The following is a 13026-nucleotide window of genomic DNA, read 5'->3' on the forward strand; positions in this document are numbered from 1 at the left end:
CACCCGACGAAATGGTTAGCATCCCTAAATATGCCTGAGACTCACGGATCCACGGTGGAGCAATCCCCGAGCGGCTCACCGGACCCCGGCGCGAGCCCGAAGCCGGACGGCGACCACCCGCAGCCGGCCAGCGACCACCCGCAGGCCGTCGGCTGGCTGCGCCGGCTGGTCGGCTACTGCTGGCGTTCCCGCCGCAGCGTGCTGCTCGCCTTCGGCGCCTCGCTCGTCGGCATGGCCGTCACCTCGCTGGTGCCGCTGGTCACCAAGCTGATCATCGACGACGTCATCACCGCGCACACCCGCTCGCTGGTCCCCTGGGCGGTGGTGCTGCTGCTCGCCGCCGCCGTCGTCTTCGGGTGCACCCAGGTCCGCCGCTACTACGGCGGCCAGCTCGCCCTGGACGTCCAGCACGACATGCGCAGCGACCTGTTCCGCTCGCTCGGCCGGCTCGACGGCCACCGCCAGGACCGGCTGGACACCGGCCAGGTGGTCGGGCGCGCGACCTCCGACCTCCAGCTGATCAACGGCCTGCTCTCGATGCTGCCGATGATGACCGGCTACCTGCTGATGTTCGTCATGTCGCTGGCCGTCATGGTCTGGCTCTCCCCGCCGCTCACCCTGATAGCCGTGGTGATGGCCCCCGCGCTGTGGTGGATCACCGTCCTCAGCCGCAAGCGCCTCTTCCCCGCCACCTGGGCCGCCCAGCAGGAGGCGGCCGCCGTCGCGGGCGTGGTGGACGGCGCGATCGGCGGCGTCCGGGTGGTCAAGGGCTTCGGTCAGGAGGCGCAGGAGCTGGACAAGCTGGAGCGGGCCTCCCGCAACCTGTTCGCCGCCCGGCTCCGGTCGATCCGGCTCAACGCCCGCTACAACCCGGCGATGCAGGCCATCCCGGCGCTCGCGCAGGTCGCGGTGCTGGCCTTCGGCGGCTGGCTGGCCGTCGACGGCCAGGTGTCGCTCGGGACCTTCGTCGCCTTCTCCACCTACGTCGCGCAGATGACCGGACCGGTGCGGATGCTCACCATGGTCATCACGGTCGGCCAGCAGGCCCGGGCCGGTGTGGAGCGCGTCCTCCAGCTGATCGACGAGCGCCCGCTGGTCCAGGAGCGCCCGGACGCGCTCACCCTGGACCTCACCGGGGACGGCACCCGCGAAGGCGCCGCCACCAGCGTCCGAGAAGGCGCCACCGCAGGCCCCCGCGGCACCGCCGAAACCCGCGCCACCACAGGCCCCCGGACCGCCGACGTCGCCCTGGAGTTCGACCAGGTCGAGTTCCGCTACGACCCCGAGCACCCCGCCCCCGTCCTGCACGGCCTCAGCCTGAAGCTGGCCCCCGGCGAGACCCTCGCCCTGGTCGGGGCTTCCGGCTCCGGCAAGTCGACGGTGGCGCAGCTGGTGCCGCGCTTCTACGACCCGGCGGCCGGCGCCGTCCGCCTCTACGGCCACGACCTGCGCGACCTCACCCTGGACTCGGTCCGGTCGGCGGTCGGCATCGTCCCCGAGGAGAGCTTCCTGTTCTCCGAGTCGGTCCGCACCAACATCGCCTACGGCCGCCCGGACGCCACGGACGAGCAGGTGGTGGCGGCCGCGCGGGCCGCCCAGGCCGACGAGTTCGTCCGCGCGCTGCCCGACGGCTACGAGACCAAGGTCGGCGAGCAGGGCCTGACCCTCTCCGGAGGCCAGCGCCAGCGGATCGCGCTGGCCCGGGCGATCCTCACCGACCCCCGGATCCTGCTGCTGGACGACGCCACCTCGGCGGTGGACCCGCAGGTCGAGGCCGAGATCCACGACGCGCTGCGTTCGGTGATGACCGGCCGCACCACGCTGCTGATCGCCCACCGCCGTTCGACCCTGCAGCTCGCCGACCGGATAGCCGTCCTGGATCACGGCCGGCTGCTGGACATCGGCACGCACGAGGAACTCGACGCCCGATGTCCCCAGTACCGGGCTCTGATCACCGACCCCGAGGCCGGCCGCACACCCCGGTCGTCCGAGGCCCCGCAGACCTCCCAGCAGGTCTCCGCACAGACCTCCGCGCAGACCGTCGAGCAGACCTCTCCGCAGACCCCCGAGCAGCCCGCTGGGCAGCAGACCCCCGAGCAGCAGGCCGCTGAGCGGACCGAGGCGCGGTCCACCTCCGAGCCGGTCGACGAACCGGCTCCCACGCAGGCCCCCGCCCCGGCCACCCCCGACCTCCCCACCCCCGCCCTGGTCAAGGCGGCCCGCACCGCCGACCCCGACCTGCTGGCCAAGGTCGCGGCCCTCCCGCCGGCCGCCGACTCCCCGGCGGTCCCGCGCGCCGGGGCCGAGGCCGGCGACCCGGACTTCACCCTCCGCCGCCTGCTGCGCCCCTTCCGCCTCCCGCTCGCCCTGGCCCTGCTGCTCGTCGCGCTCGACGCGGCCTCCGGCCTGGTGCTGCCGGTGCTGATCCGGCACGGCATCGACCAGGGCGTCAGCAAGGCCCTGATGTCCGGGGTGGCCGTGGCCGCGCTGGCCGCGCTGGTGGTGGTGCTGCTGGACTGGTTGGTGCAGAGCGCCGAGAACCGGGTCAGCGGCCGTACCGGTGAGCGGGTGCTCTACCTGCTCCGCCTCAAGATCTTCGCCCACCTCAACCGGCTCGGCCTGGACTACTACGAGCGTGAGCTCTCCGGCCGGATCATGACCCGGATGACCACCGACCTGGACTCGCTGACGTCCTTCCTGCAGACCGGCGTGGTCACCGCCGTGGTCAGCCTGCTGACCTTCGGCGGGATCTTCGCCGCGCTGCTGATCATCGACGCCGGCCTGGCCCTGGTGGTCTTCGCGGTGCTGCCCCTGCTGGTCATCGCGACGCTGGTGTTCCGCCGGAAGTCCAGGGACCAGTACGAGCTGTCCCGGGACCTCATCAGCACCGTCAACGCCGACCTCCAGGAGAACGTGGCGGGCATGCGGATCGTCCAGGCCTTCCGCCGCCTGGACACCAACACGGACCGCTTCGTCGCCCGGGGCGTCGCCTACCGCGAGGCCCGGGTGCGCGCGCAGCTGTACATCTCGCTGTACTTCCCGTTCGTCCAGTTCCTCTCCAGCGTGGCCGCCGCGCTGGTGCTGATCGTGGGCGCGGCCCGGGTCGACGCCGGGACGCTGACGGTCGGCGCGCTGGTCGCGTACCTGCTGTACATCGATCTGTTCTTCGCACCGGTCAACCAGCTGTCCCAGGTGTTCGACGGCTACCAGCAGGCCTCGGTGGGCCTCGGCCGGATCCGGGAGCTGCTGCGCACCCCGACCGCCACCGCCGAGGCGGCCGACCCCGTGCCGGTGCCCGAGGGGCTGCGCGGCGAGATCTCCTTCGAGGGTGTCGGCTTCGCCTACAACGGCGGTGCGGACGGCGCCCCGAACGTGCTGACCGGTGTGGACCTGCACATCCCGGCCGGACAGACGGTGGCGCTGGTGGGTGAGACCGGTGCCGGCAAGTCGACGCTGGTGAAGCTGGTCGCCCGGTTCTACGACGCGACGGAGGGCACCGTGCGGGTGGACGGGGTCGACCTCACCCGCTTCGACCTGGCGCAGTACCGCCACCGGCTGGGGGTGGTGCCGCAGGAGGCGTACCTGTTCGCGGGCACGGTGCGCGAGGCGATCGCGTACGGCCGGCCCGACGCCTCGCCGGCCGAGGTGGAGGCGGCGGCCCGGGCGGTCGGCGCGCACGACATGATCGTCCGGTTGTCCGGCGGTTACGACCACGAGGTCGCGGGTCGCGGCCGCAACCTTTCGGCCGGCCAGCGGCAGTTGATCGCGCTGGCCCGGGCCGAGCTGGTCGATCCGGACATCCTGCTGCTCGACGAGGCGACCGCGGCGCTCGACCTGGCCACCGAGGCGGTGGTCAACCAGGCCGCGGACCGGCTCAGCGGCGGCCGCACCACGTTGGTCATCGCCCACCGGCTGACCACCGCCGAGCGCGCCGACCGGGTCGTCGTGCTGGACCACGGCCGGGTGGTCGAGGACGGCACGCATACCGAGCTGCTCGCCCGGGGCGGCACGTACGCCCGGCTCTGGCAGGCGTTCATCGCGGACGGCCACCCGGCGGTCGAGGCCGTCGCGGCGGGGTAGCCGACTGCCCGCGATCAGTCTGGCGGACCGTCGTCGGCGGCCCGTCAGGCTGATCGTCAGGCGGCGATCAGCGAGGCCAGCAGGCCGGTGGCGTCGATCCCGTGCGGCAGGTCGCTGACCTGTCCGTCGCCGACCTCGACCACGCGCCAGCCGGAGCCGTCGGCCCGGTTGGCGAGGTCGGTGGTGACGAAGCGGCAGCCGAGCATCCGGACCAGGGGGCGGACGCCGGTGAGGTCGGGTTCGACGTCGTGGTGAGGCGCGTCGGGGTGCGGCCCGACCAGGACGGGTTCGCCGTCCAGCCACCACACCCGCGCCTCCACGGCCCGCCCGCTCCCGCGGCCCGAACGGTCATCCGATCCTCCATCCGGCCTTCCGCTCGATTCTTCGCCCGATCCTTCGCCGGAGTCGTCACCCGAGCCGCTGCCAGTCCCGTCGGCCGACCGCTCGAACTCCTCGTACCGCCGCAGCACCACCCCGCCGGTCAGGAACTCGCCCTGGAGCTCGACGAACCGCGCCACCACCCGTCCGACGCTCGCCAGATCGGCCAACTCGGGGATGTAGCAGGCCTCGTGCCACTCGTGTTTGCGTGACTTCACGTAGTCCTTGACGATCGCCGGCCCGCTCCCGCCGAGCCGGGCCGCGGCCGCCGCCAGCTCTTCCGGCCCGGGCGCCATGGCAGCGGCGGTGGGGATCCACGTGCTGGGCGGAGTCGCCCCCTCGAACACGCCGTACCAGCCCGGCAGTTCATGCGCCGTCGCGTAGCCGGCCGGGCTGGTCAGCAGGGCACAGCCGCGCGCGGCGAGCGCGGTGGCGAAGCCGGTGTAGCGGGCGGACGGAAGCATCCAGCCCCGGTACCAGAGCGGAGCCCGGTCCTGCGGCACCTGCCGGACCGCCTGCTCGGCGTGCCCGGCGAGCAGCGCGTCGTGGTCGACCAGGTGGTGCTCGCCGCCCAACTCCCTTAGCAGCCTGGCCTCCCAGGCGAAGTGCGGGTCGGGCCGGCGCGGGTTGAGCGGGTCGGCGGGGAAGAGGATCGCGGGTACGGGCATGGCCGTCAGGGTAAGGCCCGGGCGGGGCGGCGTCGGCGGCTTTCGGCGCGTCAAACCCGCTCGACGGCCCGGCCGGGTGCTGGGAGAGTGATCCGATGCGAAATCTGCTGAGACTCCGTAGACGTGTCCCCCGGCAGGCGGCTCGCACGGTGGTCCTGGACGAGGACGGCTCGGTCTTCCTGCTCCGTTCGGACAACGACGAGGTCGGCGTCCACTGGACCATGCCGGGCGGCGGGCTGGAGCCCGGCGAGACCCCGTGGACCGGTGCCCGGCGCGAACTCTGGGAGGAGACGGGCTGGAGCGACCTCGAACCGGGCCCGCTGCTCTGCACCTGGGAACACGACTTCACCTGGCACGGCACCCCGGTTCGTCAGCACGAGCACATCTACCTCACGGGCGGACCGCACCGCGGCCCGGTCGGTGACGTCAGCGCGGTGCACGCCCAGGACCGGATCCTCGACTGGCGCTGGTGGACCCCGGCCGACCTGGCCGACGAGAACGCCGACGCGCTCTGGCCGCCCCGGCTGCCGGAGTTGCTGGCTGCCGTCCGCGAGGGCTGGGCCGTCGACGGGCGCCCCCCGGTACCCGTCGACCTCGGCTTCATCCCGAACGCCCCGCCCAGTCGCTGACGACCACCCGCTGACCGCCACCCGCTGACCGCTCCCCGACGCACGGCCGACAGCCGACCTCCTGACTGCCGTCCCCTGACCCGTCGCCGGCAAGCCTTGAACGCAGCGCGCTGCTACGAGCGCACGCCCCTACGGGCGCCCGCCGCGTCGCGGCCGCCCGCCCGGGCCGGATTCCCAGCCGCGCAGGTCCAGCTCCCGGTCGTGCAGCGCGCAGGGGTTCATCAGCACGGTCAGCTGCGCGTCGGCCAGCTGCTCGAAGGCGAGCCCGGTGGCGGACATCAGTTGTTCGGTCGGCACCGAGACGGCGATGGCGGGGCGCCAGGAGGGCAGCACGATCAGGCTGGTGCCGCGGCCGATCCGGACCGGTTCCGCCGTCACCCGGATCGGCGCCCGCTCCTCCGGGCGGCCGACGGCCTCGGGCTGGTTCGGGCTGCCGCCGATCAGGATGCCGAGCGGTGTCTCGGCCCGCGCCGCCCCGGGGTCGGCGGCCGACGGCGCTGCCACCGCCCCGGTGCCTCCGACGGGTTCACCCGAACCGGGTGCGGCTGCCGCCCGGACCTCGGCCGGGAGAGCGGCGGAGGTCGCGGGTGTCGTAGGTGCGGTCCCGACCGGTTCGGTCGCGGCCGTCTCCCGTGCGGTCGCCCCCTGCCCGGTCGCGTCGGCCTGCGGGTGCATCCGGCGCAGTCGGCGCGAGGGCGCGGGGCGCCGGGATCCGGCAGCCCGGAGTTCCTCGCGCGCCGCGCGCAGCACGGGCACGGCCCGGTCGCCTTCGGGCGCGACAGCCGGCCGACCGAACCGGCCTGCCCCGGTTCCGGCCCGCCCGCCCACGGCCTCGGCCCCGCCACCCGGAACGTCTTCACGGTGCTGAACGCCGACGCCGCCCGCGCCGCCCGCGCCGCCCTCACGGACCTCGCCGTCCCCGTCCCCGCCGTCCTCGCAGTCCTCGGCGCTCTCGCCGAGCAGCGCCCGGACCTCCGTGGCCGGTCGCCGGCACGCGGCCGCCAGGTCGGCGACCGAGCGGCCCTGGGCGCGGGCGGCCCGCAGCCGGTCGGCGAGCGCCGCCCGCAGCCGCGAGGTCGTCGGATCGTCCGTAGCCGCCTCGCCCCCCGCCGTGAGTCCGCCGTTGCCCGCGCCGTCCTCCCGTCCGCGCGGCTGCGGAACGGAGTCGTGGCGTGAGCCGCCCGCCTGGCGCGGCCCGCCGGCCGTGCCGGACGGGGCGGCGCCCGGAGCGCCGGCCGGGCCGGTCTCGGCGGCCGTCGCGATGGAGCAGCGCGCGGCGTGCGGGGGCGCGGATCCGGCGCTGCCCCCGGGCGGGCCGGGCAGGGACGGGTCGGTTGCGGCGGAGTGGAGCGAGGTCATCGGCACGGGCCCTTCGGCGGACGGTCCGGATGATCCTCCCGCACCGCGCGACCAGCTCCAAGAGTCAACTCCGGGGGTGTGCGCGAGACCACTGCCCGCCCCTACGCCCCGTGTCGACTCAAGTGCCGGGCGCGACGAAGCCCTTGAGGTCGGCGAGCACCGCGTTGGCGGCCATGACACCGAGCCCGAGGAACCAGGTCTCGTCCGAAACCGGCCGGGCCTGACCGGACTTGACCGCGCCGAGGGTCTTCCAGAGCGCGCCGCCGAGCACCGCGTCCTGGTTGGTCGAGCTGGGGCTGCCGTACACGCCGTAGAAGATCCAGTCGGCGTCGGCCTTGTCGATCTGCTCCGGGCTGACCTCCACCGCGAGTTCCTTGACCTGTTCGATCTTGGGCTGCGGCAGCGGGACGTCGGTGAGGATGGTGCCGATGAAGGACAGCTCGGCGTACAGCCGGGTCCGGCCGGGCATGAAGCGCAGCGGCGTGATGGTGGGCCGCTTGTCGCCGAGCTTGGCGCCGATCGCGGTGGCGGCCGCCTGGTACGCGTCGAGCTGGGTCTTGGCCTCGGCCTCCAGGCCGAACGGGCTGGCGTTGAGCTGGAAGTTCTGCTTCCAGGGGTAGCCGGGGCGCAGCGAGAAGACGGTCGGCGCGATCTTGGACAGCTGCGCGTACTGGTCCTGGGCGCGCAGCTGGCTGCCGAGGATCAGGTCGGGCTTGAGCGCGGCGATGGCCTCCAGGTTGAGGCTGTTGATGGTGCCGACGTTGGCCGGGTTGCCGGCCTTGTCCTTGAGGTAGGACGGCAGGGACTTGGAGCCGTCGGTGTAGACGATGCCGACCGGCTGGATGCCGAGTGCGACGACGTTGTCGAGTTCGCCGGTGTCCAGGACCACGACCCGGGTGGGCTTGGCGGGGATGACGGTCTCGCCCATGGCGTGCTTGACGGTGCGCGGGTAGACGCCGGGGGCGGCGTCGGTGCCGAAGCCCTTCATCTTCTCGATCACGGTGGCGTAGTCGTCGCCGCCCTGCTTGACCGACTTCTGGTCGGGCGATGCGCCGCCGGTGCCGGGGGTCGCGCCGCCGGAGCCGCCGTTGGCGCTCGAGCCGCCGGAGCTGCCGCAGGCGGTGAGCAGTCCGCCGAGGCCGAGGACCGCCCCGCCGGCGATCCCGGCGGCGAGGAACCTGCGGCGGGAGGGGGTGCGGGGGACGAGGACCAGGTCGTCGGGGTGGGGGGCCACGCGACGCTCCTTCGAATCGAGGTTAGGTGAGGCAAACCTATCCGAAGCGTCCGAGGGGGGGCGTAGTGGCCCGTCCGGGCCGAGGGCGAACCATCTCAAACCTTGACATAAGGGAGAAATTCTCTTGACCCTGATCCTTTGAAACCAAGGTACACCGCTTAACGCGCCGTTAATGCTGCACCTTTACGGCCTTCGCCGAGAACGAATCGAAGCAAGTGGTTTAGATCACCAAGGGTTGGTCTACTCAACCTTCCATGCTCGCGCCTAGGGTGCGCTGGTGTTTGATCAGCAGCTCTCAGAGCACGGAAGCAGCGGCCGGGCAATGGCGCCCGACGCTCCGCAGGGTGCCCCGGTCAGTGGCATCAGTGGTGGAGTCCCCGACCAGGGGACAGCTGGGGGAGCGGGGGACAAGGGTCTACGGGGCAACTCGGTGGGCCTGCTGGGCAGTGTGGTCCTGGGCGTTTCCACGGTCGCCCCGGTCTACTGCCTGACCGCGACACTCGGGCCGACCGTCACCGCGGTCGGCGTCCAGATGCCCGCCGTGTTCCTGGCCGGCTTCCTGCCGATGCTGCTCGTCGCGTTCGCCTACAAGGAGCTGAACAAGGACTTCCCGGACTGCGGCACGTCCTTCACCTGGACGGTCAAGGCCTTCGGCCCCCGGGTCGGCTGGATGGCCGGCTGGGGCCTGACCGTCGCGACCATCATCGTGCTCTCCAACCTGGCCGGGGTCGCGACCGAGTTCCTCTACCTGATGCTCGGCGAGATGACCGGCAGGAGCTGGGTCGCCGAACTCGACCAGAACCAGGCCGTCCACCTGCTCACCGTCGTCCTGCTGATCGCCGGTGCCACCGCGATGAGCTACCGGGGGATGACCGCCACCAAGTGGTTCCAGTACAGCCTGGTCGGCCTCCAACTCGCCGTGCTGGTGCTCTTCTCGGCCATCGCCATCGGCAAGGCCGCCGCCGGCGACCTGCCCGACTCGATCGGCTTCTCGTTCTCCTGGCTCAACCCGCTCCAGGTCAGCTCCTTCAGCGCCTTCACCGCGGGCCTGTCGCTGTCGATCTTCATGTACTGGGGCTGGGACACCTGCCTCACCATGAACGAGGAGACCCTCGGCAGCGCCAAGACCCCCGGCCGCGCCGCGATGGTCTCCATGGTCACCCTGGTCGGCTCGTACCTGCTGGTCGCGATCTCCGCCCAGATGTTCGCGGGCGTCGGCTCCACCGGCTCCGGCCTCAGCAACCCGGAGACCTCGGACAACGTCTTCGCCGCGCTCGCCCGTCCGGTCCTCGGCTCGCCGTGGAGCGTCCTGCTCTTCCTGGCCGTCGTCGCCAGCGCCGCCGCCAGCCTCCAGACCACCTTCATCCCGGTGGCCCGCACCCTGCTCGCGATGAGCGCCTACCGTGCCGTGCCGCCGCGCTTCGGCGCCGTCCACCCGCGCTTCCGCACCCCCGGGTACGCCACCGTCGCGGCCGGCATCGCCACCGCCGTCTTCTACGTCGGCATGAGCCTGATCAGCGAGAACGTCGTCCAGGACACCATCCTGGCGCTCGGCCTGATGATCTGCTTCTACTACGCGCTGACCGCGTTCGCCTGCGTCTGGTACTTCCGCCGCTCGCTGCGCACCGGCCCCCGCGACCTGTTCCTCAAGGGCATCGCCCCGCTGCTCGGCGGCGTGCTGCTGAGCGGGGTCTTCCTGCAGACCCTCACCGACGCCTGGAACCCGGACTACGGCAGCGGCGCCGTCTTCGGCATCGGCTCGGTGTTCGTCATCGGCGTCGGCATCCTGCTGCTCGGCGCCGTCCTGATGACCGGCTACGGGCTGGCCCGGCCGGAGTTCTTCCGCGGCGAGACGCTGCGCAAGGACACCCCCGCGCTGGTCGTCGAGGACTGAGAGGACCGGGAGGACCGGGAGGACCGGGGGCGCCGAAAATCGACCGCGCCGCCGGGCACCGACGTTATCCTCGACCGCATGAAGCTCTACGCGGGCCAGTGCTGGTGGCCGTCCTGAGGGACGGCCACCCCACCCGCTCGACCAGGGCCGTCCGGAATGGACGGCCCTTTCGCGTTTCCCACGGAACGGGCCCCCGCCCCGGACGGCCGCCACCACCGCCGTACCGAGGAGAAACCCGATGACCACCGCGACCACCGCGACCACCGAGCCGACCGCGACCACCCCGACGACCCCGTCCGTGGCCACCACCGCCACCTTCACCGCCGACCCGGCCGGCGACCGCGTCCTCACCGGGGACCGCCCCACCGGACCGCTGCACCTCGGCCACTACTTCGGCACCCTGCACAACCGCGTCCGGCTCCAGAACCAGGGCGTCGAGATGTTCGTCGTGATCGCCGACTACCAGGTCATCACCGACCGGGACGTCGCCGACCGGCTCGCCGAGCACACCGAGAACCTCGTCCTCGACTACCTCGCAGCCGGCCTCGACCCCGACCGCGCCACGATCTTCGCGCACAGCGCCGTCCCCGCCCTCAACCAGTTGCTGCTGCCCTTCCTCAGCCTGGTCAGCGTCGCCGAACTGAACCGCAACCCCACCGTCAAGGACGAGATCACGCACTCCCGCCAGTCCGCCGTCAACGGGCTGATGTTCACCTACCCCGCCCACCAGGCCGCCGACATCCTCTTCTGCAAGGCGAACCTCGTCCCGGTCGGCCAGGACCAGCTGCCCCACCTCGAAGTCGCCCGCACCATCGCCCGCCGCTTCAACGAGCGCTACCCGCATGCCGACGGCGGCGCCGTCTTCCCCACCCCCCGCGCACTGCTCTCCGACGCCCCGCTGCTGCTCGGCACCGACGGCGGCAAGATGAGCAAGAGCCGGGGCAACTCCGTTCCCCTCGGCGCCACCGAGGACGAGACCGCCCGGATCATCCGCGGCGCCAGGACCGACGCCGACCGCCGGATCGACTACGACCCGGCCGACCGGCCCGAGGTCTCCGGCCTCATCCTGCTCGCCGCGCTCTGCCAGGACCGCGCACCCGAGGAGATCGCCGAGGAACTCGGCGACGGCGGGGCGGCCGCGCTCAAGCGCACCGTCACCGACTCCGTCAACGAGTACCTCCGCCCCCTGCGCGCCCGCCGCGCCGAACTCGCCGCCGACCGAGGCCACCTGCGCCAGGTCCTGCGCGACGGGGCCGAACGCGCCAACGCCGTCGCCGACGCCACCCTCGACGAGGTCAGGAGGGTGATGGGGGCGATCTGAAGAACCGCCCCGCACCTCCGGCGCACCCTCGGGGCACCCTCGGCCCGAAGACGTCGGCCCGAAGACGTCGGCCCGAAGGCGCCCGCTCGCGGACATCGGCCCGTCGACACGGGGGCATATCGTCACCGGGCGGCCTCGACCACGCCGAGGCCGCCCGTACCCGGCCTCCCCCGAAAGGCGTCCCGGCCCATGGACCAGCACCCGACCACGTCCGGCCAGGGTCTGACCCGCCCGCCGCACCTGCGCCCCGGCGACCACATCGCCGTCGTCGCCCCCAGCGGCCCGATCGACTCCCAGCGACTCACCGACGGCTGCGCGATCCTCCGCTCCTGGGGCCTGCGGGTCACCGTCGCCCCGCACGTCCTCGACGCCCACCCCACCCTCGGCTACCTCGCCGGCACAGACGCCGACCGCGCCGCCGACCTCCAGTCCGCCTGGCTCGACCCCACCGTCGACGCCGTCATCTGCGCCCGTGGCGGCTACGGCGTCCACCGCATGGTCGACCTGCTCGACTGGGCCGCCATGCGCGCCGTCCCGCCCAAGCCGTTCATCGGCTTCAGCGACGTCTCCTCCCTCCAGGAGGCCTTCGCCCAGCGGCTCGGCATCGCCACCCTCTACGGGCCGATGAGCGCGGCCGGCTCCTTCATCACCGACGGACCGACCGCCGAGCACCTGCGCCGCACCCTCTTCGAGCCCACGGCCACCACCGTGCTCACCTCACCGACCGCCACCGCCCTCGTCCCCGGCCGCGCCCGGGGCGTCACCGCGGGCGGCTGCCTCCACGTCCTCGCGGCCGAGCGCGGCACGCCCGCCGCCCGGCCCTCCTACGCCGGCGGCATCCTGATCCTGGAGGACGTCCACGAGCAGCCGTACCAGCTCGATCGGCTCCTCACCCAGTTCCTGCGCTCCGGCGCGTTCGACGGGGTCGCAGGCATCGCGCTCGGCTCCTGGGACGGCTGCGGACGGCTCGACCGCGTCCGGGACGTCATGCTCGACCGCCTCGGCCCGCTCGGCATACCCGTCATCTGGGAACTCGGCTTCGGCCACTGCCCCTCCACTCTGACCGTCCCGCTCGGCGTCCCCGCCGTCCTCGACGCCGACGCCGGCACCCTCACCCTGGAGGTGCCCGCCCTCGCCGAGCGGTGAGGCCCGTGCCGGCGGTGAGTAGGGTGCGGCCATGAACGAGGACCGCCTCACCGCCCTCGCCCTCGGCTTCCTCCGGGGCCCGGGCAGCAACGCCCGCACGATCCTCGGACTTGCCGGCCCGCCCGCCGCCGGCAAGTCCACCCTGGCCCGGCACCTGGTCGCCGAGATCGAGCGCGCCGAGGGCCCCGGCAGCGCCGCGTACGTTCCGCTCGACGGCTTCCACCTGTCCGCCGCCCAACTGGACCGCCTCGCCCTGACCCACCGCAAGGGCGCCCCCGCCACCTTCGACGCCCACGGCTACGTCGCTCTGCTGCGCC

9 protein-coding genes (1 of these 9 only partly in view) are annotated in these 13026 nt (G+C 73.1%); 6 read left to right on the top strand and 3 right to left on the bottom strand.

The genetic code is table 11. The features are described 5' to 3' along the window. The first annotated feature begins 30 nt into the window (after positions 1–30). Positions 31–4080, top strand: a complete 4050-nt coding sequence (locus OG556_RS23035; RefSeq protein ID WP_371518903.1) for an ABC transporter transmembrane domain-containing protein — start codon at positions 31–33, stop codon at positions 4078–4080. Between the two features lie 56 nt (positions 4081–4136). Here OG556_RS23035 and OG556_RS23040 read toward each other — a convergent pair whose 3' ends face one another. After that, entirely contained in the window at positions 4137–5126 is a 990-nt protein-coding gene (locus tag OG556_RS23040; protein ID WP_371518906.1) for an ATP-grasp domain-containing protein, read from the bottom strand. A 95-nt stretch (positions 5127–5221) separates the two neighbouring features. Between OG556_RS23040 and OG556_RS23045 the strand changes: the two genes are divergently transcribed. Next, positions 5222–5755 (top strand): NUDIX hydrolase, encoded by a 534-nt coding sequence (locus tag OG556_RS23045; RefSeq protein ID WP_371518909.1) that lies wholly within the window; start codon positions 5222–5224, stop codon positions 5753–5755. A 129-nt stretch (positions 5756–5884) separates the two neighbouring features. On the opposite strand, the gene OG556_RS23050 is transcribed toward OG556_RS23045, so the two are convergent. Together OG556_RS23050 and OG556_RS23055 are read right to left on the bottom strand one after the other, a co-directional pair. Continuing rightward, entirely contained in the window at positions 5885–7114 is a 1230-nt protein-coding gene (locus OG556_RS23050; protein WP_371518912.1) for a hypothetical protein, read from the bottom strand. A 118-nt stretch (positions 7115–7232) separates the two neighbouring features. Beyond that, positions 7233–8348 carry an ABC transporter substrate-binding protein gene (locus tag OG556_RS23055; protein WP_371518914.1) on the bottom strand — a complete coding sequence of 372 codons (1116 nt, stop codon included), beginning with the start codon at positions 8346–8348 and terminating at the stop codon, positions 7233–7235. 322 nt (positions 8349–8670) lie between these two features. On the opposite strand from OG556_RS23055, the gene OG556_RS23060 reads away from it, so the two are divergent. The 4 genes from OG556_RS23060 to OG556_RS23075 form a co-directional block, all read left to right on the top strand. After that, the gene (locus OG556_RS23060; protein ID WP_371518915.1) at positions 8671–10242 is read left to right on the top strand and encodes an APC family permease; all 1572 of its coding nucleotides are present in this window, start codon (positions 8671–8673) and stop codon (positions 10240–10242) included. 238 nt (positions 10243–10480) lie between these two features. Further along, positions 10481–11563, top strand: a complete 1083-nt coding sequence (gene trpS / locus OG556_RS23065; RefSeq protein WP_371518917.1) for a tryptophan--tRNA ligase — start codon at positions 10481–10483, stop codon at positions 11561–11563. A 189-nt stretch (positions 11564–11752) separates the two neighbouring features. Beyond that, positions 11753–12709 carry an LD-carboxypeptidase gene (locus OG556_RS23070; protein ID WP_371518919.1) on the top strand — a complete coding sequence of 319 codons (957 nt, stop codon included), beginning with the start codon at positions 11753–11755 and terminating at the stop codon, positions 12707–12709. Between the two features lie 31 nt (positions 12710–12740). Continuing rightward, positions 12741–13026, top strand: the start of a protein-coding gene (locus tag OG556_RS23075) for a nucleoside/nucleotide kinase family protein (RefSeq protein WP_371518921.1). Its footprint extends 389 nt past the window's final position; 286 of the gene's 675 nt are visible here — the first part of the coding sequence; its start codon is at positions 12741–12743; the stop codon falls past the right edge of the window.

Origin of the sequence: Kitasatospora sp. NBC_01300 (assembly GCF_041435235.1) — a bacterium.
Lineage (GTDB): Bacteria > Actinomycetota > Actinomycetes > Streptomycetales > Streptomycetaceae > Kitasatospora.

Coding starts and splice junctions, on each gene's coding strand:
- OG556_RS23035 (WP_371518903.1), top strand. CDS start 31: ATGCCTGAGACTCACGGATCCACGGTGGAGCAATCCCCGAGCGGCTCA.
- OG556_RS23040 (WP_371518906.1), bottom strand. CDS start 5,126: ATGCCCGTACCCGCGATCCTCTTCCCCGCCGACCCGCTCAACCCGCGC.
- OG556_RS23045 (WP_371518909.1), top strand. CDS start 5,222: ATGCGAAATCTGCTGAGACTCCGTAGACGTGTCCCCCGGCAGGCGGCT.
- OG556_RS23050 (WP_371518912.1), bottom strand. CDS start 7,114: ATGACCTCGCTCCACTCCGCCGCAACCGACCCGTCCCTGCCCGGCCCG.
- OG556_RS23060 (WP_371518915.1), top strand. CDS start 8,671: ATGGCGCCCGACGCTCCGCAGGGTGCCCCGGTCAGTGGCATCAGTGGT.
- trpS (WP_371518917.1), top strand. CDS start 10,481: ATGACCACCGCGACCACCGCGACCACCGAGCCGACCGCGACCACCCCG.
- OG556_RS23070 (WP_371518919.1), top strand. CDS start 11,753: ATGGACCAGCACCCGACCACGTCCGGCCAGGGTCTGACCCGCCCGCCG.